The sequence below is a fragment of the Paenibacillus terrisolis genome (genome assembly GCF_056171975.1).
In genome coordinates this window covers 128,667-154,620 of the sequence record NZ_JBKFGG010000002.1, presented here as the reverse complement: position 1 = coordinate 154,620, position 25,954 = coordinate 128,667, and the positions used below count along the sequence as shown (strand labels likewise).

At 49.9% G+C, this 25,954-nt stretch carries 27 protein-coding genes; 23 read left to right on the top strand and 4 right to left on the bottom strand.

From position 1 onward, the window contains the following. The 14 genes from ACI48K_RS03360 to ACI48K_RS03295 all read left to right on the top strand — a co-directional run. The coding region (locus tag ACI48K_RS03360) for an exosporium glycoprotein BclB-related protein (RefSeq protein WP_475026187.1) at positions 1-2,151 on the top strand (2,151 nt) is incomplete at its 5' end. A 168-nt stretch (positions 2,152-2,319) separates the two neighbouring features. Beyond that, a complete protein-coding gene (locus ACI48K_RS03355; protein ID WP_475026186.1) occupies positions 2,320-3,429 on the top strand; it encodes a glycosyltransferase in 1,110 nt (369 codons plus the stop codon). Between the two features lie 16 nt (positions 3,430-3,445). After that, entirely contained in the window at positions 3,446-4,612 is a 1,167-nt protein-coding gene (locus tag ACI48K_RS03350; protein WP_475026185.1) for a glycosyltransferase family 2 protein, read from the top strand. Between the two features lie 179 nt (positions 4,613-4,791). Then, a complete protein-coding gene (locus tag ACI48K_RS03345; protein WP_475026184.1) occupies positions 4,792-5,283 on the top strand; it encodes a GNAT family N-acetyltransferase in 492 nt (163 codons plus the stop codon). A 38-nt stretch (positions 5,284-5,321) separates the two neighbouring features. Then, complete coding sequence (locus ACI48K_RS03340) at positions 5,322-5,513, top strand: hypothetical protein (RefSeq protein ID WP_475026182.1); 192 nt, start codon at positions 5,322-5,324, stop codon at positions 5,511-5,513. A gap of 9 nt (positions 5,514-5,522) precedes the next feature. Then, positions 5,523-5,879, top strand: a complete 357-nt coding sequence (locus tag ACI48K_RS03335; RefSeq protein ID WP_475026180.1) for a hypothetical protein — start codon at positions 5,523-5,525, stop codon at positions 5,877-5,879. A gap of 190 nt (positions 5,880-6,069) precedes the next feature. Beyond that, a complete protein-coding gene (locus ACI48K_RS03330) occupies positions 6,070-6,768 on the top strand; it encodes a response regulator transcription factor (protein ID WP_475026179.1) in 699 nt (232 codons plus the stop codon). Continuing rightward, positions 6,759-8,612, top strand: coding sequence for a sensor histidine kinase (locus ACI48K_RS03325; RefSeq protein WP_475026178.1), 1,854 nt, complete (start codon positions 6,759-6,761; stop codon positions 8,610-8,612). The genes ACI48K_RS03330 and ACI48K_RS03325 overlap by 10 nt, the downstream gene beginning before the upstream one ends. A gap of 222 nt (positions 8,613-8,834) precedes the next feature. After that, complete coding sequence (asnB, locus tag ACI48K_RS03320; protein ID WP_475026177.1) at positions 8,835-10,691, top strand: asparagine synthase (glutamine-hydrolyzing); 1,857 nt, start codon at positions 8,835-8,837, stop codon at positions 10,689-10,691. Between the two features lie 118 nt (positions 10,692-10,809). Next, a complete protein-coding gene (locus tag ACI48K_RS03315) occupies positions 10,810-11,331 on the top strand; it encodes a DinB family protein (protein WP_475026176.1) in 522 nt (173 codons plus the stop codon). 31 nt (positions 11,332-11,362) lie between these two features. Beyond that, a complete protein-coding gene (locus ACI48K_RS03310) occupies positions 11,363-11,848 on the top strand; it encodes a GNAT family N-acetyltransferase (RefSeq protein WP_475026175.1) in 486 nt (161 codons plus the stop codon). A gap of 24 nt (positions 11,849-11,872) precedes the next feature. Beyond that, a complete protein-coding gene (locus ACI48K_RS03305) occupies positions 11,873-12,487 on the top strand; it encodes a DUF4269 domain-containing protein (RefSeq protein WP_475026174.1) in 615 nt (204 codons plus the stop codon). Positions 12,488-12,498: 11 nt separating this feature from the next. Further along, positions 12,499-13,134, top strand: coding sequence for a class I SAM-dependent methyltransferase (locus ACI48K_RS03300; protein ID WP_475026173.1), 636 nt, complete (start codon positions 12,499-12,501; stop codon positions 13,132-13,134). Positions 13,135-13,512: 378 nt separating this feature from the next. After that, positions 13,513-13,731 carry a hypothetical protein gene (locus ACI48K_RS03295; RefSeq protein ID WP_475026172.1) on the top strand — a complete coding sequence of 73 codons (219 nt, stop codon included), beginning with the start codon at positions 13,513-13,515 and terminating at the stop codon, positions 13,729-13,731. 376 nt (positions 13,732-14,107) lie between these two features. Here ACI48K_RS03295 and ACI48K_RS03290 read toward each other — a convergent pair whose 3' ends face one another. From ACI48K_RS03290 to ACI48K_RS03275, 4 genes are all read right to left on the bottom strand, one after another. Continuing rightward, complete coding sequence (locus ACI48K_RS03290) at positions 14,108-15,994, bottom strand: LTA synthase family protein (protein WP_475026171.1); 1,887 nt, start codon at positions 15,992-15,994, stop codon at positions 14,108-14,110. Between the two features lie 14 nt (positions 15,995-16,008). Further along, complete coding sequence (locus tag ACI48K_RS03285) at positions 16,009-17,814, bottom strand: LTA synthase family protein (protein WP_475026192.1); 1,806 nt, start codon at positions 17,812-17,814, stop codon at positions 16,009-16,011. Between the two features lie 157 nt (positions 17,815-17,971). Then, positions 17,972-18,967, bottom strand: coding sequence for a TIGR03943 family putative permease subunit (locus ACI48K_RS03280; protein WP_475026170.1), 996 nt, complete (start codon positions 18,965-18,967; stop codon positions 17,972-17,974). After that, positions 18,964-19,878: a permease gene (locus ACI48K_RS03275; RefSeq protein WP_475026169.1), complete on the bottom strand. Its 915-nt coding sequence runs from the start codon at positions 19,876-19,878 to the stop codon at positions 18,964-18,966. Before ACI48K_RS03275 ends, ACI48K_RS03280 begins: the two co-directional genes overlap by 4 nt. Before the next feature lie 179 nt (positions 19,879-20,057). Between ACI48K_RS03275 and ACI48K_RS03270 the strand changes: the two genes are divergently transcribed. From ACI48K_RS03270 to ACI48K_RS03230, 9 genes are all read left to right on the top strand, one after another. Continuing rightward, positions 20,058-20,675, top strand: a complete 618-nt coding sequence (locus ACI48K_RS03270; protein WP_475026168.1) for an HAD family hydrolase — start codon at positions 20,058-20,060, stop codon at positions 20,673-20,675. Between the two features lie 16 nt (positions 20,676-20,691). Then, on the top strand, positions 20,692-21,030 hold the full coding sequence (locus ACI48K_RS03265; RefSeq protein WP_475026167.1) for a hypothetical protein: 339 nt from the start codon (positions 20,692-20,694) through the stop codon (positions 21,028-21,030). A gap of 34 nt (positions 21,031-21,064) precedes the next feature. Then, positions 21,065-21,562 (top strand): N-acetyltransferase family protein, encoded by a 498-nt coding sequence (locus ACI48K_RS03260; RefSeq protein WP_475026166.1) that lies wholly within the window; start codon positions 21,065-21,067, stop codon positions 21,560-21,562. Between the two features lie 52 nt (positions 21,563-21,614). Next, positions 21,615-22,193 carry a TetR/AcrR family transcriptional regulator gene (locus ACI48K_RS03255; RefSeq protein WP_475026165.1) on the top strand — a complete coding sequence of 193 codons (579 nt, stop codon included), beginning with the start codon at positions 21,615-21,617 and terminating at the stop codon, positions 22,191-22,193. Between the two features lie 136 nt (positions 22,194-22,329). Continuing rightward, on the top strand, positions 22,330-22,461 hold the full coding sequence (locus tag ACI48K_RS03250) for an NAD(P)H-binding protein (protein ID WP_475026164.1): 132 nt from the start codon (positions 22,330-22,332) through the stop codon (positions 22,459-22,461). 25 nt (positions 22,462-22,486) lie between these two features. Further along, complete coding sequence (locus ACI48K_RS03245) at positions 22,487-22,621, top strand: hypothetical protein (RefSeq protein ID WP_475026163.1); 135 nt, start codon at positions 22,487-22,489, stop codon at positions 22,619-22,621. A gap of 41 nt (positions 22,622-22,662) precedes the next feature. Then, positions 22,663-23,697: an NAD-dependent epimerase/dehydratase family protein gene (locus tag ACI48K_RS03240; RefSeq protein ID WP_475026162.1), complete on the top strand. Its 1,035-nt coding sequence runs from the start codon at positions 22,663-22,665 to the stop codon at positions 23,695-23,697. Positions 23,698-23,844: 147 nt separating this feature from the next. Next, complete coding sequence (locus ACI48K_RS03235) at positions 23,845-24,531, top strand: response regulator (protein ID WP_475026161.1); 687 nt, start codon at positions 23,845-23,847, stop codon at positions 24,529-24,531. 32 nt (positions 24,532-24,563) lie between these two features. Next, a complete protein-coding gene (locus ACI48K_RS03230; RefSeq protein WP_475026160.1) occupies positions 24,564-25,934 on the top strand; it encodes a sensor histidine kinase in 1,371 nt (456 codons plus the stop codon). Positions 25,935-25,954 lie beyond the last annotated feature (20 nt).

Genomic DNA, 25,954 nt, shown 5'->3' with positions numbered 1-25,954 from the left:
GGAACGACGCAAGCGTTTCTTTTGATCAATAATCTTCCGCAAGCCGGAACGACGGATCTTTTGGTGGATGACGTATCGCTGACGTTATCTGGTGGCGGAGGAGCCACCGGTCCTACCGGAGCAACAGGCACGACAGGTGCGACAGGTACTACGGGCGCGACGGGTGACACCGGGGCCACGGGCGCAACAGGAGCGACGGGTGACACCGGAGTCACGGGAGCCACAGGAGCGACGGGTGACACCGGGGTCACGGGCGCGACGGGCGTGACGGGCGACACCGGGGCCACGGGCGCAACGGGCGTGACGGGCGACACCGGAGCAACGGGCGCAACGGGAGCGACAGGAGCCACAGGTGACACAGGTGCAACAGGAGCGACAGGTGACACCGGGGCCACGGGCGCAACAGGAGCGACAGGTGACACCGGGGCCACGGGCGCAACGGGCGTGACGGGAGCCACAGGAGCGACGGGTGACACTGGAGCCACGGGAGCCACAGGAGCGACGGGTGACACTGGAGCCACGGGAGCCACAGGAGCGACGGGTGACACCGGAGCCACAGGCGCAACAGGAGCGACGGGTGACACCGGGGCCACAGGTGACACGGGAGCTACAGGCGCAACAGGAGCGACAGGTGACACCGGGGCCACAGGCGCAACGGGCGTGACGGGCGACACCGGAGCCACAGGCGCAACGGGAGCAACAGGAGCAACGGGAGCAACAGGAGCAACAGGTGACACGGGAGCTACGGGAGCGACAGGTGACACGGGAGCCACAGGTGACACCGGGGCCACGGGAGCAACGGGAGCAACGGGTGACACCGGAGCCACAGGCGCAACAGGAGCGACGGGTGACACTGGGGCCACGGGCGCGACGGGCGTGACGGGCGACACCGGAGCCACAGGCGCAACGGGAGCAACAGGTGACACGGGAGCTACGGGAGCTACGGGAGCCACAGGTGACACCGGGGCCACGGGAGCAACGGGAGCAACAGGTGACACCGGAGCCACAGGCGCAACAGGAGCGACGGGTGACACTGGGGCCACGGGCGCGACGGGCGTGACGGGCGACACCGGAGCCACAGGCGCAACGGGAGCAACAGGTGACACGGGAGCTACGGGAGCTACGGGAGCCACAGGTGACACCGGGGCCACGGGAGCCACAGGAGCGACGGGTGACACCGGGGCCACGGGCGCAACGGGAGCGACGGGAGCGACAGGTGACACGGGAGCGACAGGTGACACGGGAGCTACAGGCGCAACAGGAGCAACAGGTGACACCGGAGCCACAGGCGCAACAGGAGCGACGGGTGACACTGGGGCCACGGGCGCGACGGGCGTGACGGGCGACACCGGAGCCACAGGCGCAACAGGAGCCACAGGCGACACGGGAGCTACGGGAGCTACGGGAGCTACGGGAGCGACAGGTGCCACGGGCGCTACAGGCGCAACAGGAGCGACGGGTGACACTGGGGCCACGGGCGCGACGGGCGTGACGGGCGACACCGGAGCCACAGGCGCAACGGGCGCCACAGGCGCAACGGGAGCAACAGGAGCCACAGGTGACACGGGAGCTACGGGAGCGACAGGTGACACGGGAGCCACAGGTGCAACAGGCGATACCGGAGCGCCCGGTGCCGGTGCCATTATTCCTTTTGCATCCGGTACGCCGGTAGATATGACCTCGATCGCGGGGGGATTAGCGGGTCTTCCGGCCTTTGTCGGATTTGGTACCAGTGCGGCAGGCACTACGATTCTTGGGGCAACGATTGACCTGACCGGCGGTCCCGGCATTGGAATCAACGAAGCGTTTTCGGTATCCCGCGACGGGACGATTACATCGGTAGCTGCATATTTCAGCACAACGGTTGCGTTGGCTCTTGCCGGAACAACGGTCACGATTACGGCTCAATTGTATTCGTCGACCACACCGGATAATACGTTTACTCCGGTTGCCGGAACTTTGGTAACTTTGGCACCGGCGTTAACGGGTGTGTTGGCCATTGGTACGTTCAGCAGCGGCATTACGACGGGTTTGTCGATCCCTGTAACAGCCGAAACCCGGCTCTTGATGGTTTACTCGATAACGGCTACCGGAGTGTCCTTAATCAATACGGTTTCCGGTTATGCAAGTGCCGGAGTCAGCATTTCCTAACCTATTAGTGATTGATGCAGTTGCTGAAATATTCTCACTTGACTGCCGGCCTAGCTTTCCGCCGGCAGTCTTTTATTTGCGAGATCTTGGAAGCTTTGCGCGATCGCGTATGCCGTCCGAAAGCATCTCGCATACTCTATCAAGAAGACGAGAGAATAGGAGGCCGACATGATTACAATCAGCTTATGCATGATCGTACGAAATGAGGAAGAAAGCCTGGAGCGGTGTCTTTCTTCAGTGAAGGATATTGCGGACGAGATGGTCATCGTGGACACGGGGTCAACCGACCGGACGAAAGAAATTGCCGAATCCATGGGAGCCGTCGTTTATGACTTCGAATGGATTGACGATTTTTCCGCCGCCCGGAATTACTCTTTTAGCAAGGCTACGAAAGATTATATTTTTTGGATGGATGCGGATGACATCCTTCTTGAAGAAGACCAGGCGAGATTTAAGCAGCTCAAAACGATTCTGCCGGCTCATTACCTCACGGTAACTATGCCTTATAATCTGGCTTTCGACAACGAAGGCAACGCAATTTTTACGTTGCGGCGCAACCGTCTTGTACGGAGGGACTGCCATTTCCGGTGGATCGGTCCCGTACATGAATATCTGGCTGTATGGGGCCAGGCATATACCGGCGATGTTTGTATCACGCATCGAAAAAATAAAGTGTACACCGACCGAAATCTGCGGATTTACCGCAAGCGGGCCGAACAGGGGGAGGAATTTACCCCGCGGGATCTCTACTACTATGCTAACGAATTGAAAGATCACGGTTTCTTCGAGGAATCCGTCAAGTATTACGACAAGTTTTTGGCTACGGGACAGGGCTGGATCGAAGACAACTTTCAAGCCTGCTTGAAGCTAGCGGATTGCTACGACCAGATGGGCATGGAGGAAGAAGTGCTGGAATCCATGTGCAGGACCTTAAAGTACGACAAACCGAGAGCCGAATTTTGCTACCGCATGGGTCTTTTCTTCTTCAAAAAGAACCAGCATGACCTGGCTATCTACTGGTATGAGCAAGCGATTCTACTGCCGGTCCCCGCTGATTCCATGGGAATCCGCAATACGGCTGCTTCAACCTGGATGCCTCATCTGCAGCTCGCGCTCTGTTATGACCGGAAGGGTGAACCCCAAAGGGCAAACTACCATAACGAACTGGCCCTCCACTATAACGCCACTCATCCCAGCATGCTGTATAACCGCAGTTATTTCAAAGGCCTGCTTGGGCCTCAATACGTCGAATTCAACCCAATTCATAACGGTCAATGAAGGGAGGCGGGTGCAGATGAAAACAAGTATCGTTATTTTGACGCGAAATCAGCTCGAGATGACCAGAGACTGTCTGGAAAGTATCCGGCTTCACACGCCGGAAGATTATGAACTCATCATTATCGATAACGGTTCTTCCGAAGAGACGCTTGCTTACCTTCGTTCGCAGCATGATATTGTTCTCCTTGAAAACGGGCAAAACTTAGGTTTTGCCAAAGGCTGCAATCAGGGGATTGAACTGTCCTCGGGGGAAAATATTCTTTTTCTCAACAATGATACGGTTGTGCCCGAAGGATGGCTTGGCCCAATGCTTAGGGCGCTCTACAGCAACGAGGATATTGGAATGACCGGTCCCTTGACCAATTATTCCAGCGGTCACCAGCAAATTCCCGTAACTTATACCGAAATGGCAGGAATGGAGGTTTTTGCGGCGGAGCACAAACGGCGTCATGCCGGCAAAGTGACCGAGGTTCGGCGGCTGGTTGGGTTTTGTTTGCTGGCAAAGCGCTTCGTTCTTGAAGAAGCGGGATATTTTGACGAAGTGTATGGGCTCGGAAACTACGAGGACGACGATCTTTGTCTGCGCGTGATTCGAAAAGGATATAAGCTGTTTATCGCGCAGGATTCCTTTGTTCATCATATCGGTCATGCGACCATGAACCAACTGGAATCCGCCAGTTTAGCCAGTCTGCTGCACAAAAACCGCCAAAAGGCGGTCGGCAAATGGAAGGACGATATTCATCGGCTGATTTATCGGCCTGCGGCCACAATCAGCATATGTGTGAACGCCCGGGAAGAAACCGATGCAGAAACGCTAAAAAGATGTCTAAAGTCCGTAAAAGCGGCTGCCGATGAGGTCATTTTGCTTGTAAAGGCGGACTCCGAATTAGCCGCAAATACGTCGGATTTCGCGGATGCGGATGTCATATACAGTTATAACGGACCTGCCGGAGATGCCGCTTCCCGGTTCGCTTTCGATATCGCAACGAAGGAGCTTGTGCTTGGGATAAGCGGAGACATGGTCCTCGGCGGCTCGGAACGAAGACAAATTGCCGGACTAAAGCTCTCCATCGAGGAACATGCTCGATCAGTCCAAGTAAGCATAGGCGAAAAACAACGCGAGCTCATCCGAAAAGCGGGTGGATACCGTTTATCCCGCAGCAGTAAACCCGCAGACGTTTAATGAATCTTGCAGGAATGGATCAGGATCCGTTAGGGGCCCGGTCTTTGATCGCAAATGATCCAAGACCGGGATTTTCGATCGGTTGAATTCCGCCAAGCAGATTACAATTTTGTAGAGCTTTTTTTTGCGTTAATCCCTATATTTAGGTGAAAGAACTGATACATAAAGGAGACAATGTTATGTCGCAGGGGCAGTTGGAATTTATGCCAATCAGGGAAGAAGACGTTGAACCTCTTACGGAGATTATGACCAGAGCGTTTGATCAGGATACGAGAGATTTTCTCGGGGACGAAAAGGGGGGGCCGGACGGTTACGATACGGGTGAATACATAAGAAAATGGGCCTTTTCTCCGTCGTGTCATTCTTTTAAAGTGCGGCTTCATGAAAAAACGGTTGGTGCCGCCATCGTCTCCTTCCAGGATCATCATGAGAATTTTCTCGAAATTTTGTTTGTGGATCCTGAACTGCATCATCAGGGAATCGGTATCGAAATCTGGAAATTTATCGAAAATAAGTACCCCGACACCCGCAAATGGGCAACCACGACACCCGGCTACTCCAAGAGAAACCATTATTTCTACGTGCATAAATGCGGATTTCAAATTATCGAAATTCGAGAATCCCATGATATCCGGAAAGAGTATTATGTTTTAGAGAAAAATAGAGTTTGAATCGAAGGTCCCACACTCAAGGATAGAAGGTGTAAACGGTGAAGGTTATCTATTCCGTTATCTGCGCTTTATTTCTGGTTATTTGTCAGTTTGCGAATCAGGCGGGAGACTTGATCGAAACGGATTCGAATACCATCGCAAGCTATAAAAATGCAGCTTCTTCAGTCAAACCTGACGAATATCCCGATGTCGGATTAACTTCGGTAGACATTGAATTGCCGGAGGGATAGAAGTTAAGCATGGCGGATCCGGTAAATTTCGGGTTTGTCGATGACCAAGGCGCGGTAAAAGGAGGAGTGACTTCGTACCCTTTTGCAAGTGACTTTGAATTTGCTCAAATCAAGCCGAACCATAGTTCGATCCTGCAAGAGGAAGAAATCGATCTTCCGATAGGTAACGGCAGGCTGATTACGCTTGATGCCGATAACGGCTCTGCCGCATCGGGGTTAACGGGAACGCATCATGTATACTACGCCGTGATTCCGGCAGAAGAGAAGAAGGTCATTTATATCTTTGATTTCTCCAACAATGACAAGGACGTGAAAACCAAAGAGCGTTTTTTGGATATCTTGCAAAAAATGAAAATGAAGGAATGAAATCCATTTTTTTAGTTGTAGTCAATAGGGCTGTCAGTATCGTTTATTTTATGTATTCCCCGATTAAAGGCCTATTCGGTTAAGCCTGACGGAGATATTGCGGCCAGTAGCGAAATTCGTTGCTCCTAATGAAAGAACCGGACAAGCTGATTTATCGGGGACGACTAATTCATTAGGGAGTAGGCTGAAGATGAAGAATAAGAATATTCTGGTCGTTGAAGATGAGCCTATTCTTAGGGAGATCGTCAAGGACTATTTTCAAAATGAGGGGTATCGCGTACAGGAGGCCCAAAATGGAGTTGAAGCGCTGGAAATATTCATTGAACAAGAAATCGACCTGATTGTCCTTGATATTATGCTGCCGCAGCTTGACGGTTGGTCGGTGTGCAAAAGGATTCGAAAAAACTCCGACGTTCCCATTATCATGCTGACAGCTCGTGTTGATGAGGACGATACGCTCCTTGGCTTCGAGTTGGGCGCCGATGATTATGTGACCAAACCGTACAGTCCGCCGATTTTGATGGCCAGAGTCAAACGCTTGCTGGATAGCCATGCTCATGTGCAGCATGCGAGCAAATTTAACGAGCCCGGCCAGACCTTGGAATTTCAAGGCATCCGAATCGATTTTCCGTCTCGTTCGGTTTCGGTTGGCGGATCGCTTGTTGTCTTAACCCGCACCGAGTTCGAAATTCTCGCCTATTTGATGCAAAATCAAGGAATCGTCATTTCCAGAGAGCAAATGATTCGGAAAATTTGGGGCTATGAATACGAAGGGGATGACCGTACCATCAATACCCATATCCGCAATTTGCGCACCAAGTTGGGCGGCAAAGCAGGCTTGATTGTAACCATATTCCGGGTAGGATACAAATTTGAGGCTTGTCCATGAGAATCGTGCTGAAATTGTTTTTCTTCACGACGCTGTTATGCACGCTTATCCTGGCTTTGATTTATGTTGGGCAGACATTTTTCTTTAAAGAGTTCTACATGAACCAGAAGGTCAATGACATCAAAACAGTGTTGGTGTCTTACGAGAAAGAATACCGCCAAAGCGGCGGCAGCGGGGAGACCCTGCAGAAGATGGAACAGGATTTTTTCCAAAATCACGGCTCCTGGGTTACGGCGCTGGATGCGTCCGGCAATCTGTTGAACGCCAAAGATTTCAGCGTTGAGGTGAAGGAGCAAAAGAAAACCTATGTCGTGCCTTTATATAATTTGATGAGCTTGGAAGAAGCTCCGGCCAATGTGCAAGTCCTCCAACAACAAAAATTCGTTATTTTTCGGGGGTTCGACAAAGGAACCTTCTTTATTCCTCTTTTTTTCATATCTCCGATGGACGGTACCCTCCAGTTTGCAAACGATAAATTGCTGCAAAGTACGAAGGGGATCTCTAAAAGTACAGCAGGTTCAAATAACTTAGGGGCAGGGAATTTTACGGAGGATACGAAAAGTGCATTTACGAGAAATCCGAAGACTAAAGTGGATTTAAACAACGCGAAGTCGGGGAAGTTTGTCGAAGGTCTCATCACCAAAGTTCATATTCCTTCGGACAGTGATATCAGTGCCGGCATTTTTTCAAATGGCTTATTCCTGAAGCAGATCAACACCTTCCAAAGTCAACTGCTGAACGCGGACCAGCCCGCGAAAATCGGTGCGCAGTCGGAAGATTATATCGAGAACAATATCCGCTACAAAATATTTATTGAACCGACCGTCGGCGAAAATGGAGCCGTAAATTACCTTTTTGCGATGACCTCCCTACAGCCTGTAGACGAAGCCGTTCAGGTCATCAAAAATTATTACGGATATATTGTAGCATTGGTTATGGCGCTCATTTTACTTGCGTCGTTTTACTATTCCATCTCCATCGCCCGGCCGCTGCTTCGGATCAATCAGGCGGCCCGGAAGCTGTCCGGCATGGATTTCTCCGCGGTTCTTCCGGTCACGAAGAAGGATGAAATCGGTGATTTGTCACGAAGCATCAATTCGCTGTCCATAACGCTGCACCAACATATTACGAAGCTTGAACAAGACATCGAAAAGGAAAAGCAGCTTGAGCGAACGCGGAAAGAATTTATTTCGGGCGTGTCGCACGAACTGAAAACGCCGCTTAGCGTGATGAAGAGCTGTATTGCGATTCTCAGAGACGGAGTAGCCGTTCAGAAAAGGGATCATTATTTTGAAGCACTCGATAACGAAGTGAACAAAATGGATCTGCTGATCGTAGATATGCTTGAACTGGCGAAATACGAATCGGGTACCTATGATTTAGCCTTGGAGAACGTATGCATCGGTAAGGTGATTGAAGAGGTATGCGGGATTTTGGCGGCGGATATAACCCAAAAGAGATTGAATCTCCGTTTACAGTTGATCCAGGCCCAGGTTAAAGCGAATCCCAATCGGATTGAGCAGGTGGTTACCAATTTCTTGACCAACGCTATTCGTTACACGCCGCTTGGAGGAGAAATTATCGTATCTACGATGTTGATGGGAGAGCGGATACTGGTCAGCGTCGAGAACAAGGGGGCCTATATTCCGACCGAGCAGCTCGAAAAAGTGTGGGACCGCTTTTACCGCGGAGATAAATCCCGTGAACGGGCCCGGGGAGGTACCGGTCTGGGTCTGGCCATATCCAAAAAAATTCTTGAGCTTCACGGAGCGGAATTTGGCGCAGCCAATACGGAAGACGGCGTCGTATTTTATTTTCTGCTGGAGGCGTCATCCGGCCTCTGAAAAACTTTTCAAATCGCTCAATCAACAGCCGTCTTCATCCCGGAATATGTCCGTACGATGAAAACGGCTTTTTGATGCGGAAATCTTTATTTTTTCTTGACATCACCTCCATTTCATCTTGATGGGGTCTTAGTAAGTTAATTAGTGAGTGACCTGAATAGAATTCTCAAAAAACGGGACAACTACAAATCAACTTACGACAGGCTTTCGGAGGTAAATCATATGTGCGGATTCGTAGCTCTATTAAATAAAAATCAATCTCCCGAGGATACGGCCATGCTGGCCAGAATGACCGAAACCATAGCACACCGCGGGCCCGACGATGAAAAATATTATGTGAATGGACATATTGGCCTTGGTTTCCGGCGTCTGAGCATGCTGGATATCGAGAAAGGCGCTCAGCCGTTCGGGAATGAGGAAGAGGATATCTGGCTGGTGTTTAACGGCGAAATCTATAACTACGAAGAGCTTAAATCATGGCTAACCGGAAAAGGCCATAAGTTTCATACCCGATCGGATACCGAAGTGCTGCTGCGTTTATATGAAGAGACGGGTACGGCTTGCCCGGAATTTTTGCGGGGAATGTTCGCCTTCGCGATCTGGGACCGAAAGAAACAAATGCTGTTTGCGGCCCGGGACCATTTTGGCATCAAGCCCTTATATTATTGCGAAACCGGGGAAGGAATCATGCTCGCCTCGGAAATCAAAGCGCTTCTCGCTTCGGGCCGGATCGGCAGGGAAGTGAATGAACGGGCGTTATATCATTATCTGACGTTTCAATACGTGCCTGAGCCGGACTCAATGTTCAAAGGGATACAAAAGCTTTCAGCCGGATGTTCCATGACGATAACCTTAAACGGTATAAAAATCTCTCCGTATCATGAAATCCGATTTAATCCGGATGGGCGTAAATCATTCTCCGATTTGGTTGAGCAAGCGCGTGCGACTATCGAGAATTCCGTTCGCCTTCATCGCAATTCGGATACGGAACGGGGGGCTTTTTTATCCGGAGGTCTTGATTCCAGCGGTCTAGCCGCGTTGCTGCATCATTTGGAGCCGACGAAAACCTTTTCCGTAGGGTTTGACGTTCCCGGATACAGCGAAACGGAAAATGCCCGTAAAACCGCCCGCTTTTTGGGAACAGAGCATTATGAAGTGCTGGTTGACGGAAAAAAGTATATGGATGCTCTGCCGAGGATCATTTGGCACATGGACGAACCGGTCGCGGATCCATCGGCCGTGGGGCTTTATTTTGTTTCGGAGCTTGCCAGCCAACATGTGAAGATGGTGTTTTCCGGAGAAGGCGCGGATGAGTTTTTTGGCGGATACAACATTTATCATGAACCACATTCCCTTCGTTCTTTCAACGGTATGCCCAAGAGGCTGAAGCAAATGATCGGGTATGGCGCACATCTGCTGCCGGATGGCATGCGGGGAAAGAGCTTTTTGGAACGCGGCTCGCAGCCGCTGGAGGAGCGTTATTTCGGGAATGCCAAAATTTTTGTGGATTCAGAGAAACAGGGCTTATTGTCCCCGGAATACCTGAGTACCGGAAACTTTTCCCCGACGAATTTCGTCACTGCTCCGCTCTACGAAAGAATCGGAAGCTACGATCCGGTAACGCAAATGCAATATATCGACATCCACACCTGGCTGCGCGGAAACATCCTTGCCAAAGCGGATAAAATGTCCATGGCCCATTCGCTGGAACTGCGCGTTCCGTTCGTCGATTTGGAAGTGTTTAATTTCGCCGCGCAAATCCCGGATATTTACAAAGTAACCCCAAAAGCGACAAAAGTGCTCCTCCGGGAAGCTCTGAGAGACATTGTGCCGGACGATGTGCAAGGCAGAAAAAAATTGGGTTTCCCGGTTCCGATTCGAGTGTGGCTGAGAAATGAATGGTACGAATGGGCAAAGCAGGAGATACTTACTGCAGAGACCGATCAGTGGTTGAATAAAGCGCAGGTTTTACGGCTTTTAGAATTGCATAAACAGGGCAAACACGATGTGAGCCGCAAATTGTGGACCCTATTAACGTTTATGCTGTGGCATCGGATTCATCTTATTGGAAAACCGTGAGGAAACTTTTCTTGACATCCATTCGTTTATGGAGTTAGATGTTGATAAAATATCCCGAGCCGGGAGAAATTAACATTTTGCTTCTGAAAGAAGCGAGATAGAAAAGGATGCGGAATCTATGAACAATCGGGAATTTACGGATATTTTCCTGAAAATTTCTTTGCATCGGATGTACGACCTCTATTTTGTAAAACTGAAGGATTCGCTCGGAAAACTGTCCAAGGAAGAGTTGTGGAGGGAGCCCTATTCCAAAGGAAATACCGTGGGCGGAATTGCGCTTCACGTATGCGAGCATATCGCGAGAAACTGCTTAAGGTTGACGGGGCAAAGCGATCAATTGAAGCAGGGATTCGAGAATTATTTTCCCGACAGTCACAATCTGTCCCCAAACGAAGTAATTGATCTATTTGATCGGCAGTTGACGGAATGGAAAGAAATTATGCATCGATACATTAACCATGAGCGTGACTTAAACGAAGAACAAGTTCACGAGTTGTATCATTTGGTCGAACATACGGGATATCATCTGGGGCAAATCATCGACCGGGTTCAAGGGTTGAAAGAAGAGAAGCTGGGATTTTTCAAAAAAGGGCTGAATGAAGCCTATTTGCGAAAAGAAATCGAGTCCGGGGAATCATAAAGTCTTCATTGTGAAAGGGGTGCCGATCCATTTGAATTCGGGAATTCGGTTGAGCTTTTATCAGGATGAATTTTTTGATGATCTGCACCGTTTCGAGCTTCCTGTGGATCAAATGGGTTTTACCGCCTTGCCTTCGGAAGTGCTGGAATTATCCATCCGGGATGCCGACCGGCATCCCGTTGTTATTCTGGACGCAGCTGAAGGGAACGCGGTTGGATTTTTCGTGCTGCATCTGCATTCGGATTTGACCGAGGCGGTCAGCAACCCGTGGGCCATTTTGCTGCGGGCGTTATCTATCGATTTTCGATCCCAAAGGAAAGGTTACGGTAGAAAAGCGATGGAACGGCTGCCGGACTTCGTTAAAACCCATTTTCCGGATGCCGATGAAATCGTCCTGCTCGTTAATCGACGTAACGTTCCCGCTCAGCAAATGTACGCCAAAGCCGGTTTTGAAGACCGCGGGCTCACCAGAAGCGGGCCGATCGGATTGCAGTATTTTTATCACTATAAGCTGTAATTCAAAATCATGGAAGGAGTCAGCATGCCGCTATTTTTCGAGGATTATTTGAATATCGAATATTTGCTGCAGGGAACTTCCAAACAGCGTTCAGCCTACCATGCGATATTGCGGTTGCAAATTCTTGAAACGCTTAAACCCTATGATCCCATCTTGGCCGGGACGGTTCCGATCGGTATCGACATAGAGGGAAGCGATCTGGATGTGATTTGTGAAGTGCATGACTTTGCAGGCTTTCGCGAGCTGCTGGTTCAAAAGTTCGGGAGCGCGGAGAATTTTGAGTGTCAAATCAAAACGGTAGACGGTGTGACACGGATCGTTTGCGGATTTATCTTCGAGGGCTGGATATTTCAGGTCTTCGGACAACCTCTGCCTGCCATGCGGCAAAACGCCTATAGGCATATGATCGTAGAACACCGGGTTTTGCATTTGCTGGGAGAAAGGGCAAGAGCCTATATTCTTGGGCTGAAAAGCGAAGGCCTTAAAACCGAACCTTCTTTTGGAAGGCTCCTGCAGCTCGAACCCGAAATCGATCCGTATTCTTATCTGTTGAAGATGTATGAGTGGCCTGAGGAACAGCTGGAGAAGTTTCTGGAAAATCATACGAAAGAATTTATTCAGGAAAATCAGAGCCACTAAGGATGACATTAATGGAAAACTATTGGGATTTGAGGTTTTCGAATGAAGGCATGATATGGGGAAAAGAACCCAGTCTGACGGTAAAGCGGGCTATTGATTGCTTTTTGAACCGTTCGGTTCGAACCGTTTTGGTGCCGGGATCGGGATATGGGCGAAACACAAAAGCGTTCTCCTCTTTTTTTAAGGTTGACGGCATAGAGATATCGCCGGAGGCGATTGTAATTGCAAGGCAATGGGATCCAAAGTCGCGGTTTATCGAAGGTTCTGCCTTGGATATCACCATTAACCGGAAATATGATGCAATCTATTGCTATGATTTGTTGCATCTTTTTTTACTCCATGAGCGCATAAGGTTGATTCAAAACTGCACCCGTCACTTGCGAGAGCAAGGCTGGATGTACTTTACTTGCTTTTCCGATCAGGATTCCCATAACGGCTTTGGCCAAAAACTCGAAGAAGGAACCTTCGAATATCAAGAGGGAAAATTCGCTCATTTTTTTGGGGAGGAAGAGTTAATCCGCTGTTTTGCCGGAATGCGGGTACTCGAAACCGGAACGGTTCGGGAAAAGTTGACTTATGCCGATCAGCGGGAGAAGGAGTACACGTTAAGATACATCATTGTTCAACAAAGAGCAGCCTTCAGGTAAGCGGAGGTTCAGGCTGTCTAGAACCCCGGGGTGTTTTACGCCTCGGGGTTTTCAATGTTTCTTTCGTCAGCCAACCGGCCAGCCAGTTTAGCCCCGGCCTTGCAATACTTGCGATGAAACGCTTTTTCTTGAAATAGCGACCTTTTAGGACCTTATTTCCACGGGAAGGCCTCATTCTGAAGGAATAGCGCCGTTTTATGGCCTTATTTCTTCAAAGCAGCTCCTTTTTTTCCGGTTTTAGACGTTTCGCCGAAAATAGGGCCCTTTTGCGTCGCTATTTTCTGGAAAATGCGGGTTTGGAGTGAAATAAGGCCCTTTTATGGCGCTATTCGAGAAAATCATTCGGGACATCGCGCTCGTGATGGTTGCCATCGGTTAGTGCTGAGGCCGGGCCCGGAAGAGGATGAGGGCGACTCCGCTCAGCGCTCGCTGCTCCCCGCGCGGCAAAAGCACAAGCTCCCGCCGTGGTTGCCCGAACCGCTGCCCGTTGCGCTGCATGACGGCGGCGTTTTCAGCTTCGATGCTTGCCGAACAAGCAGCTTGACCGGGCGTTATTCAAACAACTCTAAAAAGCTCAAACGTCTCATGACGACATAGATTTCATAATAAGACTCTTTCATACCACCTTGAATTCATGTGGTGATTACTTGCGAAACGCTGCCTATTAAAGCAGCAGGATTTGACGCTGGATCCCTTAGCCGTCAAACAAGTGTTTACGGTGAATGGCGTTACATCATCCAGATGGAACTGGATCATTGATGAAAATTCCGTAACATTGTTTTGTTCAATATAGTTATAAGCGCTATCCATATTGGATTCCTGGGGTTTGTATTATACAAGGGCAAAAAAGAGCCTGTATCAACAGAAGAATATTCTCTACAGTTTTAACCCGCTGTAAACTGAAAATGAAAAAAAAGAGCAGTCCCGTGTAAACGGAGGCGGCTCTTCTTGTATTGTTGAGTCTGCTTGCTTTTTACGGGGCGCGCTTCGGCAGAAGCTGTACGTATTCATCGGATAACCCCATCAGCTTCAGCACGTAGTCGTAATCCTTGCGGTAAGGGGAAATATCGGCAATGGGTTTCAGCGTTTTGAGCGATACGGCGGTGCCGTCGTCAAACCCTTTGCCTGGAATAAACAGTACCTCGTCATTGAAGAACGAGCCTGTCGGCAGGTAATAACGAATACCGAACACATTATGATCGATGTTCAGCAGGTCATGGCCAAAGGCGGTGAACTTCTCGTCCTTTAAAGAAACGCCAAGCAAATTGGCAACGGTTGGCATGATATCAAGCTGGCCCCCAACTTGGTTGACGATTTTACCCTCATCGCTCCCCGGAAGATGGATAATCAGCGGAATGTTGAACCTAGACACATGCGGTTCATAAGGAATGCCCAGCTGCGATTCGACCCAATCCGGATCGTTGTCGTCCGGCTGGAGACCGAAATGGTCCCCGTACAGGACAAGCACGGTATTGTCCCAAAGCCCTTGTTGCTTTAACCGGTTAATCAGCGAACCGATTGCATAGTCGGTGTAATTCAGCGCCGTCAGATAGTCGCCGAGCTGGCTTCCGTCCAGATTGGCGGGCAGCTCAATCCGCTTGCGGTCTTCTGGCACCTTGAACGGAAAGTGGCTTGATACCGTGATGAATTGGGCGTAGAATGGCTTGTCCTGATTGGCGAGCTCCGAAACTTTGGAAACGCCGACGCGGTACAGTTCCTCGTCGGATGCGCCGAAATCGTTGAAATGATCGTTTTTGTAAAAGGGCTTGTCATAATAATGCGTAAAGTTGAGCGCCGGGTACAGCTTGATCCGATCCCAGAACGTCACGTCGTTAACGTGGAACGTGTCGGCCTCGTATCCGTTTTTCTCCAGCAGCCTTGGCAAACTCGGCAGGGCCCGGTCCCCGAAGCCGGTGGACATCGGAATGGTTCCGGTGGGATAGACCGACGTATTGGACATAAACTCGGCGTCCGATGTATTGCCTTGTCCGATTTGCTGATAAATATGCGGGAAATACAGACTTTCGCCGGCGAGCTTGTTCAGTACCGGAGTCAGTTCCTGACCTCCTACCGACAAATGAAGCGGGAAGTTCTGAAAAGCTTCCATCTGCACGACAATCAGATTTTTCCCCTTAGCGGTTCCAAAATAAGCCGGAGCACCATCAGCAGGCTTTTTGTCCTGATAAACGTAGCTGCTTTGCAGCTGGTCGATTTTTGCAATCGTATCCTGGATATTTCCGTTTTTGATTTTGCGCTCTTCTTCGCTGCTTTTCATCGCCGCGGCGACCTGATAGTCGAGAAATCCCAAATTTTCGGCCTGAACGATTTCGTTCGGAATCGTTTTGGCTGCCTTGATATAATGCTCGGACAGTACCAGGCCAAGAAGCGCCACCATCACGATGCCGGTTTTCCAGACGATGCCGGTTTTCGGGCGAGGAACTCGTTTCTTACGGCTAAAAAGCCAGACGACGCCTAGCAGGACCAAATCCGCGAAGAACAGAAAATGATCCGGTTCGATAGTCGACTGTACGCTGGAGCGAATCTGCATCACCTGGTGAAGCTCCCGCAGCGCGGTATAGGTTGGCACGGAGCCGAAATGCGCGTAATACACAGTGGAAGAAAACAGGATCAGGGACAGAACGAAATTCAAAATCCAAAATACGGCCCCTTTCCATTTCGCCGGCGAAATCAGTTCAAACAAACCGAGCAAGGCGAGCAAAGCGAGCGCATCGGCCGCTAGCCGCCCCCACAATAACTCATGAAACAAAAAATGGCGAAGCAGCATCATTTTAAGCAGCAGCAACAGTAAAGTATAAAAAATCGGGGGCGTTTTGAGCAGCCCCCAAGTACGTTTCATCATGGCTTTCCCTTCTTTTACTTATCTTTGTTCCACTCCGGCAGGGAAGCGACGAACTCATCGGACATGCTGACCAGCGTATGCGCACGGTCGTATTCGTCTTTGCCCGCCAAAGGTTTCCCGACTTTACCGCCGTCCAGCGGATAAGTGACGCCGTCCCCGTAACCCGTTCCCGGGACAAAAGCGCCTTTCTCCGTTATAAAGGAGCCTGACGGCAAGTAATAGCGTTCCGGCAGGACATTGACGGTGTTATTGAGCAGGTCCTCGCCGAAATGCACCTGATCCCGCAGGGATACGCCAAGCAGATTCGCCATCGTCGGAAAAATGTCGGATTGTCCGCCCACCTGCGGGAAGACTTGCGCTTTTTGATTCGGAACGGAAATGACGAGCGGAATGTTCATCATATCGGGCAGCGCGTAATCGCGCCCGTATATTTCTTTCATCAGCTTTTTCTCGTCATTGTCCAGAGAATAAATCGGCAGTCCTTGATGGTCGCCATAGAGGACTACGACACTGTTATCCCATACGCCGTTTTGCTTCAACTCGCTGATAAACTGTCCCAGCGCGTAGTCCGCGTAATTTTGCGACTGGATATAATCGCCGACCAGCGTTCCTTTATACCGTGCAGGCAGCTCCATTTTGAACTTCCGTTCCGGAATGCGGAAAGGGTGATGGCCGGACATGGAAATGATCTGTGCGTAAAACGGCTGGCCGGTTTGCTGGAAACGCTGGAGTTCTGCGGCCGTTTTGGCGTACAGCACTTCGTCCGAGGAGCCGAAGGCGACCTGGTCGCTTTTGCCGAAAAATTGATCGTCGTAATACTTGGCCCAGCCCAGCGCTTTATACAGCTGATCCCGGTTCCAGAAAATCACACTGTTCGTATGGAACGTCGCCGTGTTATAGCCGTTTGCCGCCAAGATTTTCGGCATGCTGGGCACATCCTTGTCCGCATACACCTCGGAAGCGGCGCCGTTGGACGGGACGTAAAGGGATGTATTTACGACGAATTCGGCATCGGCCGTATTGCCCTGGCCGACCTGTTGAAAAAAGTGCGGGAAATAGAAATGATCTCGAACCAACGCGTTCATGTTCGGCGTAATTTCTTTACCGTCGATTTTCAGATTGATCAGGAAGTTCTGAAAGGCTTCGAGCTGGATGATGATCAGATTCTTGCCTTTAGCGGCTTCCCAATAAGCAGGCTGCGCCGGCGTCTGGCTGCCTTTCGCGTCGGCCACCATCGCGGGCGTAATGGATTCGGCATCGATTTTTACATTTTTGGAAGGGGCGAACGCCGCATAAGCTTCATAGTTGATGATTCCCATAGCCTGCGCTTGCTTGAATTCGTTCATTCCGTTACGGTACGGCAAAATGATCAACGCGCATGCCACCAGCGCCAGCACTTGTCCGGCCGCAAACCAGCTGCGGTACTCCCGAACGGCAAGGCTCCGGCCCCAGGCGCGAAAACGGCGGCTGCTTAACATCAGGATGAACATAAGCACGACATCGCTGAAAATGAACAAATAATAAGGGTCCATGAGCGAAACGACGCTGCTGTTGACCTCCGACACCTGGTTTACCTGGCGAAGCTCATGGTAGGTAACGATGACGCCGAAATATTTGTAATACATAATAACGGCAAAATAAACGGCGGTGACGATGAGGTCAAGAAGCAGATAGATGCCCAGCTTCCGGCGGTGGCCAAAGCTTTCGATCAGGCAGAACAAGAACCAGACCGACGGAAGACCCGTCAAAATCGTCATGCCGAAGCTGCCCCCGTTATCCCGGAAAACGACGGCCCAGACGAGCAGCATTTTCAATACCATCAGGATGGAAAAGAAAACAAACGGTTTGCGCAGTATGCTGCTTAGTTGAATGCGGTGGTTCGATGAAAATTCCAACGATGTTCTCTCCCTTTCCGAAAGGCAAGCCAGCGCGAAGCCTTCCGGCGTAAAATGTACAGGTTAATATATGACTAGCTTTTTAAAAGGTTCGGTAGACATAAGGGTCGGACGGAGCCGTAATGTCTTTCCAGGACTTCACCTTAAGCATGGGAACGGTCTGTTTAAACGGTTGGTACAGCTCGGATGACAGCGTCCCGGTTACGTGAATCCACTCATCGTTTTTAAGCTGGGTTCCTTTTGGAAATTCGACCAGCATGCCAAAAACGCCGGAGTCCGCAACGCAGTGGATAAACCCAAAGCGGAACACGAAATAATGATTGTCGTCGACTTGCTCTCCTTTATATACAAAACCGTCGTATCCGATCGTTTTGCCCATAAAATCACTTGGGTAATTATAAAGCGCCTCGAGACCCATCAGAAAGTTCTGATCATTAAGAATCATATCCTGTTGCCCGGTAAATTTACTGAGCTCCTGCTTCGAAACCTTTTGATAACCGGCTTTTCCGTAAAAGACACTCGTATCCGGTTTTAAAAACTGATGGTACCCCGGATTGTCGGCAGATACGTTCAGGCTCGGAAACGAAAAGCCTTTGGCTTTGACGAAGCTGGAGTCCAGCGTTTGTACCGGAAGAAAGATTCCGGTCGCAATCGGAAAAACAAGCACGAGATATCCCAACGTTCGCCTGAGTTTGGAAGAGGGCTCGCCGTGGGAATGTCCGAAATGATCATGATGTTCATGGTCATGATGTTCATGGCCGTGCCGCTCATGGTCGTGATGTGTATGGCCGTCGTGCGCATGATCATGCAGCGATTCATCGCCATGATGCTCATGCTGGTGCGCATGCTTCGCATCGGGCTTGATCATGCCGCTTGCGCCTGTCGCTTGCGCCTTTTTTTCGGCCCTTTCTTTCATATATAAGCGTATAAACTCGAAAACGAACAACACCGATAACAATATGATGGCGCTAACCGAAAGATAGGAATAACGGGTATTGATATATTTGTTCAAATTGCCGTTCAGATGCAGCTGAATGAACATAAAGGCGAAGCCGGCCAGAATATAAAGTCTTATCATCCGAACACCCTCCCGATGACCAGGGATACAAGCAAAGTGCTTGCCGCGACAAGCGCGATCAGCGTGGCGACAAATTTTCCTTTAAAAGCGCTGAGAAGCATCAATGTATTTTTAATGTCGATCATCGGACCAAAGATGAGAAAAGCGGACACCGCCCCGACGGAAAACGTGCTGCGGAACGAAGAGGCGATAAACGCATCGGCTTCGGAGCAAAGCGACATCACAAACGCAAGTCCAATCATGATCAGCGAAGACATTAACGGACTGCTGCCCAAGTGGAGGAGCGTCGAAGTCGGTATAAACGTCTGCATGCTTGCCGCGATGAATGCGCCGAGAACGAGAAATTTGCCGACGGAGAAAAACTCTTCCACCGCGTGGAGCATGACGTCCAGCAGCAGTACGCGCACCGGCGGACGCGCCGAAACCGGGGCTTCCACGGTAGCAGCGACCAGCGGCATGACTTCATCCGGCAGACCTTCGCGAAAAGGCGTCTTTGGAAAGATAAACGAGATTATAATCGAGACGACGAAAGCTACGGCCACCGCGCCTCCCGCGCGAATCGCGGCCATCCTCCAGTTATTGCCGAAAGCGATAAAAGTGGCGAACAGCACGATCGGATTGATGATCGGTCCCGTCAGCATGAAGGCGATACCTGCGTTCAGCGGCACTCCTTTTCGAAGCAGACGCCTCGTTATCGGAACGATACCGCATTCGCACGCCGGGAAAAAGACGCCGATTCCGCAACCCAGCAGTGTGGCGAGCAGCCGGTTTTTCGGCATGATCCTGGCAATGGTCCTCTCCGTCAGGAATGTCTGAATGAGACCGGATATAATGACTCCAAGCAGAACGAAAGGAATGGCTTCCATGATCATGCTTAGAAAGATAGTGTTGAGCTGCAAAAAGGTTTTCACATGGGCGCCTCCATTGTTAAAACGTTAACCGTGAATTAACGCTTTTGGTCCTCAATCATTATCCTACATTCAAATCAAAAAATCTAATTTCTTCAGATTTGCGGAGGATGAAGTGGAACAATCATGGTATTATGGAATCACATGGAATGAGAGACGGAACATAAGGAGTGCTTTTAAGAATGTACGATACGATTATTTTTGATGTGGATGGGACCTTAATCGATACGGAACAAGCCGTAATCGGCTCGCTTCAGAAAATGCTGCAAACCGACTATGACAAACACATAGAGAAGGATAGCTTGACCTTCGTGCTTGGCATTCCGGGAGCGGTTTCCCTGAAGCAGCTCGGAATCGAGAACGCCCAACAGGCCGGAGACCGCTGGAATTTCTTTTTGAAAGACTTTTTCCATACTATTGAAGTGTTTCGCGGGATAGATCCGTTGATGGATACCCTTCAAAAGACGGGGCTGACGCAAGGAATCGTTACCTCCAAGACGAGGGAGGAACTAACTCACGATTTTGTCCCGTTCGGTTTGATGAAATATTTGACCCATTTTGTGTGTGCGGAAGACACCGAGAAGCATAAGCCAAACCCGGAGCCGCTGCTGAAATTTCTGGAGATTTCCGGAGCCGATCCGAAACGCGCCATATATATTGGAGATACGGTTTACGATTTTGAATGCGCGAAGGGGGCCGGCGTCGATTTTGGTCTGGCGCTTTGGGGCTGCAAACATCCGGAGATCATTGACGCCACATTTAAGTTTGAAGGCCCGGAGGATATTTTAAAGATATTCTAACGAAGGGCGGGGCAGTATGGAACGGAAATTGGTTAAGGGCGGAATCTATGGATTTTTGCTCGGGCTTTTGCTCGGGATTCTCATATTTCCGGATTATGCGGTTGTGCACATTGGTTCAGGGGTCAGACAGACCGCCTATGATCCGATCAGGGTATATTTGCTTAAGCTGCTTAGATTTTCAGCTATCATCTCGCTGCTAACCATTCAGACCGTCTGGGTCAAGGAATATTTTTATAGATCGGAGCATGAAACCACTTCAAAAGTCTTCATTAAAGGTTTCGTCAAATCTTTTGCCATCGTCTTGGCGGCGATTTTTCTGATATGGATCGCCATTGAAAGAATCGGAATTATTTAGGCGATGAATCCAACTGCATAGCGGAGGATTTTTTATGGTCGAACCGAAGTTTACGGAAATTGCTGAAGAGCATTTGCCTGCCGTACAAGAAATATATAATCATTTCGTAACCCGCACCACGGTTTCTTTTCACACCGAGCCGCTCTCCCTGCAGGAAATCAAAAACAACGTTATAAACCCGGATCCCCGTTTCAAAACCTACGTGATCGAAGTAGACGGCTCGCTTGCGGGTTATGTTTTGATCACTCAGCACAAGAAAAAACAGGCTTACGACATCAGCGGAGAAGTTACGATTTATCTTCATCCGGATTATGTCGGAAGAGGAATCGGTGGAAAGGCCGTCCGCTTTATCGAAGGCATTGCGGCGGAGAACGGATTCCATAGCTTGGTCGCCACGATTTGCGGCGAGAACGAAGCAAGCCGGCATTTGTTTATCAAAAACGGGTTTGAGCAATGCGCGCATTATAAAGAAATCGGAATGAAGTTCGGCAGAAAACTGGATATCTATACGTTTCAGAAGATCATTTCTTGAGAAATGGTCTTTTTTAGTTGACAATAAATAAACGATCATTTACTATTGGACCATGAGACCAAGAGATGATAACAAAGTTGAAGCGATCATTAAGGCGACCATTGAACTGGTCAATGAAATCGGGTTTGCCGAAACTTCGATTTCCAAAATCGCCAAGCAAGCCGGTGTTTCTGCCGCCACCATCTACATTTATTTTGAGAATAAGGAGGATATGCTGAGCAAGATCTACTTGAGAGGCAAAAAGATGATGAGCGACAAGGTGTTTCAAGGCGCTGACCCATCGGCTTCGGTAAGAGAGCGGTTTGTGCTTTTTACCAAAAACTTCGTGAATTTCATTTTGGATCACGAAGCCGAATATCTGTTTATGGAGCAGGCTTCGAATTCGCCGCTGCTGCGAAATTGGTGCCTGGAAGACACTACTCCGATGTATCAGCCGGTGTTTGATCTGTTTGAACAGGGAAAGAAAGAGAAGTTGTTCAAGCATGAGGATTTGAATTTGCTCGTGATGTTTTCCATCGTTCCTGTCGCCCAGTTGACGAAGGAGCAGCTTAAGGGGAATTTCGCGTTTGACGAACCAAAGATGGAAGCGGCGATCCAAATGGCATGGGACGCCATTGCATTGAAGCCTTAATTTTTTTTGGAATTAACTAAATGTTCGTTCATTAATTAATGGTAATTTTGCTGGAGCAATGGATAGAGAAAACCTATATTTTCATTTATTAATAAATAGGCGTTCATTAATAAATCGATCAGGAGGTGTAGAGCTAATGAAAATTACTATTTTTGGTGCCAGCGGGTCCTCGGGACTGCAGCTCATCGATCAGGCTTTGCGCAATGAGCATGAAGTTACGGCTTTTGCGCGAAATCCCGGCAGGATCCCGATTCGACTCCTCGTTTGAAAAATCGTGGTCGGAGATGTGCTTCATGAGTTACGAACTCGATAATCGCAGGGCGTCTCTGCTGCGCAAGGTATCCCGCGCGGATGTGGCGGAATTTATGCTGAATCATATGGAAAGCGGAGCATTCAGCGGTAAATCGACGGTTATTTATTCAGTCTGACACGTGATCAAAAAACTAAAATTCGGGAGGAGACAGAAAAAATGAATCAAATGCTAAAAGGAGATCTTTGCTTAGTAACGGGGATTAGCGGGTATTTGGCATCTTGGGTTGGCAAGTATTTGCTTGAAGAGGGGTACCGGGTCCGGGGAACGGTGCGGAGCTTGAAAAATACGGAGCAGCTCACCAAAATGAAGGAGATTTTGCCGGGCATCGAATTCGTCGAAGCGGATCTGCGCAAGGAAGACGGATGGCCGCAGGCTGTAGAAGGCGTGAAGTGGGTCTTCCATGTGGCAAGCCCGCAGGCTGTGAGCACGGAAACCGATCGGACCGGGGGCGCCACCCAAGGAACCGAATTTTTGATGAAGGCAGCGCTTGGCTCGGAATCGGTGCACAAGATCGTCGTGACAAGCTCGGAAGCGGCGATCGCTTACGGTCATCCCGCATCGAAGCTTCATTTTAACGAAGACGATTGGACGAACGTAAAAGTAGCTTCGGAAGATTATATGCGCAGCAAAACGCTGGCCGAGAAGCTCGCATGGGATATTGCCGGCGACGTCAAGCTGAACCCGCGAAAGATACCGCTTTCGACGGTTTGTCCGAGCGGAATTCTGGGGCCAACCCTGATCCCGTGGGCACGGTACAGCAGCGCGACGCTGAAGGATTTGGCCGAAGGCAAAACGAAGGTCTTGATTGATATGGCCACCCATTACGTGGATGTCCGGGACTGCGCCCGCATGCATATTGCGATCATGAATAATCCGGAGACCGACGGACATCGTCATTTAAGCTTCAGCGCGAAAGGAAGACTTAATGAAATGCCCGGCATCATTCGGGAAAATTACGGACATCTCGGGTTCCGTCCCTCTCCGGTGATTATCCCTAAATTTGTGCTGCGAATCATGAGATGGTTCAACAGCGATGTGGACACGCTTTATTCCAAAGTCGGAACAACGCCTAAGTATCAAACGAAATATCCTAACGTGTATCAATACCGGTATGCGGATCTGAATCAAATGGTCCGCGATACGATAGACAGCATGATTGCGAATAAGCTGCTGGCGCCTAAAGCTAAATAATCCGCTACCCCAAACCACAGGATCAACTCCATAGCCGCGCATCCTAAGCCGATGCTGCGGCTTTTTATTTACAACGCTGCCGGGAATGCTTTATGATTCAAGGCGATACCTGATTGACTCGAATTTGGCTGAAAAGGTTGTGAGCAGATGGATGAAAGAAAGATTCTGGTCGTCGACGACGATCCGAACATTTGCCGGTTGCTTGAACTATATCTGGAGCCGGAAGGGTTCACGCTGTTTTTTCGCCATGACGGCAGTTCGGCGCTGGATGCGTTAAGGTCGGAGCCGGTGGATCTGGTGCTGCTTGACGTCATGTTGCCGGTCATGAACGGCTGGGACACGCTAAGGCTCATCCGGGAGCAATCCGGAGTTCCCGTCATTATGCTGACCGCGCGGGACCTGCTGGACGATAAGCTGCTAGGTTTTGAGCTTGGCGCGCATGATTACATCGTCAAGCCGTTTGAACCCCGCGAGCTGGTGGCCCGCTTAAAGGCACGGCTGCGGGAGACGGAAGGGGCGGTCCGCAAAAAGGACAAAACGATTCATCATGGTTCACTAACCATCGATATGGATCGATTTGAAGTATCGGTTTCCGGAGTAACGCTGGAAATGAAGCCTAAAGAGATTCAACTGCTTTATTTTCTGCTGCTGAATAAAACCCGCGTGTTCACACGAGAACAGCTCCTCGATAAAGTCTGGGAATACACATATTCCGGGGATACGCGCACCGTGGATATGCATGTGAAGCGCGTACGGGAAAAACTGAATGCGGCGAGCGCCCCGGTGAAAATATCCACCATCTGGGGCGTCGGCTACAAATTGGAAGCGCTATGAGGAGAAAATCGATTTTTTCTCGGATGATGATCATGTACCTGGTTATCGTGTTCATCACGATCTTGGCCTTTTCTTCTTTTGCTTCAATTGCGTACGAGCAAAGCATTTATCGCGAAAAACGAACCGAAATGGTTAAAATCTCCGATCAGGCAAAGGGGCTGGTCAGGAAGTATCGCATGCAAACGATCGGCCAGGACGAGCTGAATCGATCTCTGACGCTCATCGGATCGGTAACTAATGCCCGAATTTATATACTAACACTCAAAGGCAACGCGCAAGGAGTCATCGACTTCGCCAAGAGCGAAGGCCTTGAGGAAAATGTTTTTGTGGACGATCTGAAACTGATCATGGAAGGCCAAACCGTATTCCGCAAAACGGATTTTAACCGCGTGATGGACGTCCATGTCGCTTTTTTGGGCCAGCCCTTTGAAGAAAACGCCGCGGTCAAGGGAGCGGTGCTGATCCTGTCGCCGGTGGAGCAAATCAGCGAGCAGCTGATGCGGCTTCGCTTGGTGCTCATCGGCATTACGGTAATCCTTACGTTGGCAAGTACAGTGTTGATTTTGCTCAGATCCCGCAAGATCGTACAGCCGATCCGCGAGTTGGAGAAATCGGCCCTGATGCTGGCGGCAGGCGAGCAGCCGGAGGATTTGCAAGTGAAAACGGGTGATGAGCTCGAAAGCTTGGCTTTGTCTTTTAACCGGATGAAACATATTTTACTGGAAAACGAAATTGCCAGACGTCAATTTATCGCGAACGTCTCGCACGATTTGCGTTCCCCACTGACCTATATCCACGGCTATATCCAGGCGATGGCGGAAGGGAAGGTACCATCCGGACAGCAGGATGTTTACTTGGAAACCGTTCTTAAGGAAACGACGCGGCTGATTCGGATGACCGGGGATCTGCTGGAGCTGATGAAGCTGGATTCGGAAGGGATTACGCTGGTTCGAACCTACTGCGAAGCCAAAGAAATCGCCGATGAAACGGCGCTTAATTTTAATTTGGCCCTACGCGAGAAAAACATTGATTTTCGCATCGATTGTCCGAAGGGCCTTATGGTCTACGCGGATGAAGACCGATTGAAGCAAATTCTCTCCAATCTGCTGTCCAATGCCTGCAAATACACGCCGGAAGGCGGGAAGATTTGTCTGAAGGTGGAGGAAGATAAGGTTGATGTAGCCTTTCTGCTAAAAGACACCGGAATCGGGATCGAAGAGGAACATCTTGCACACTTGTTCGAGCCGTTCTACCGTGCCGATCCTTCCCGTACGCCGCATATTCCCGGCACAGGTCTCGGGCTTAGCATCGTCAAACGGCTGGCGGAGCTGCATCATGGGCAGGTCTCGGTTTCGAGCACGCCGGGCCAAGGGACGGAATTTATTTTGCGGCTGCCCAAATGAGTATTTTTCCAAGTTACACT

What these genes read in the sequence shown, in the direction of transcription:
- ACI48K_RS03355 (WP_475026186.1), top strand. Translation starts at nt 2,320, where the DNA reads ATGATTACAATCAGCTTATGCATGATCGTACGAAATGAGGAAGAAAGC.
- ACI48K_RS03350 (WP_475026185.1), top strand. Translation starts at nt 3,446, where the DNA reads ATGAAAACAAGTATCGTTATTTTGACGCGAAATCAGCTCGAGATGACC.
- ACI48K_RS03345 (WP_475026184.1), top strand. Translation starts at nt 4,792, where the DNA reads ATGTCGCAGGGGCAGTTGGAATTTATGCCAATCAGGGAAGAAGACGTT.
- ACI48K_RS03335 (WP_475026180.1), top strand. Translation starts at nt 5,523, where the DNA reads ATGGCGGATCCGGTAAATTTCGGGTTTGTCGATGACCAAGGCGCGGTA.
- ACI48K_RS03330 (WP_475026179.1), top strand. Translation starts at nt 6,070, where the DNA reads ATGAAGAATAAGAATATTCTGGTCGTTGAAGATGAGCCTATTCTTAGG.
- asnB (WP_475026177.1), top strand. Translation starts at nt 8,835, where the DNA reads ATGTGCGGATTCGTAGCTCTATTAAATAAAAATCAATCTCCCGAGGAT.
- ACI48K_RS03315 (WP_475026176.1), top strand. Translation starts at nt 10,810, where the DNA reads ATGAACAATCGGGAATTTACGGATATTTTCCTGAAAATTTCTTTGCAT.
- ACI48K_RS03305 (WP_475026174.1), top strand. Translation starts at nt 11,873, where the DNA reads ATGCCGCTATTTTTCGAGGATTATTTGAATATCGAATATTTGCTGCAG.
- ACI48K_RS03300 (WP_475026173.1), top strand. Translation starts at nt 12,499, where the DNA reads ATGGAAAACTATTGGGATTTGAGGTTTTCGAATGAAGGCATGATATGG.
- ACI48K_RS03290 (WP_475026171.1), bottom strand. Translation starts at nt 15,994, where the DNA reads ATGATGAAACGTACTTGGGGGCTGCTCAAAACGCCCCCGATTTTTTAT.
- ACI48K_RS03285 (WP_475026192.1), bottom strand. Translation starts at nt 17,814, where the DNA reads ATGGTATTGAAAATGCTGCTCGTCTGGGCCGTCGTTTTCCGGGATAAC.
- ACI48K_RS03280 (WP_475026170.1), bottom strand. Translation starts at nt 18,967, where the DNA reads ATGATAAGACTTTATATTCTGGCCGGCTTCGCCTTTATGTTCATTCAG.
- ACI48K_RS03270 (WP_475026168.1), top strand. Translation starts at nt 20,058, where the DNA reads ATGTACGATACGATTATTTTTGATGTGGATGGGACCTTAATCGATACG.
- ACI48K_RS03265 (WP_475026167.1), top strand. Translation starts at nt 20,692, where the DNA reads ATGGAACGGAAATTGGTTAAGGGCGGAATCTATGGATTTTTGCTCGGG.
- ACI48K_RS03260 (WP_475026166.1), top strand. Translation starts at nt 21,065, where the DNA reads ATGGTCGAACCGAAGTTTACGGAAATTGCTGAAGAGCATTTGCCTGCC.
- ACI48K_RS03255 (WP_475026165.1), top strand. Translation starts at nt 21,615, where the DNA reads ATGAGACCAAGAGATGATAACAAAGTTGAAGCGATCATTAAGGCGACC.
- ACI48K_RS03250 (WP_475026164.1), top strand. Translation starts at nt 22,330, where the DNA reads ATGAAAATTACTATTTTTGGTGCCAGCGGGTCCTCGGGACTGCAGCTC.
- ACI48K_RS03245 (WP_475026163.1), top strand. Translation starts at nt 22,487, where the DNA reads ATGAGTTACGAACTCGATAATCGCAGGGCGTCTCTGCTGCGCAAGGTA.
- ACI48K_RS03240 (WP_475026162.1), top strand. Translation starts at nt 22,663, where the DNA reads ATGAATCAAATGCTAAAAGGAGATCTTTGCTTAGTAACGGGGATTAGC.
- ACI48K_RS03235 (WP_475026161.1), top strand. Translation starts at nt 23,845, where the DNA reads ATGGATGAAAGAAAGATTCTGGTCGTCGACGACGATCCGAACATTTGC.
- ACI48K_RS03230 (WP_475026160.1), top strand. Translation starts at nt 24,564, where the DNA reads ATGTACCTGGTTATCGTGTTCATCACGATCTTGGCCTTTTCTTCTTTT.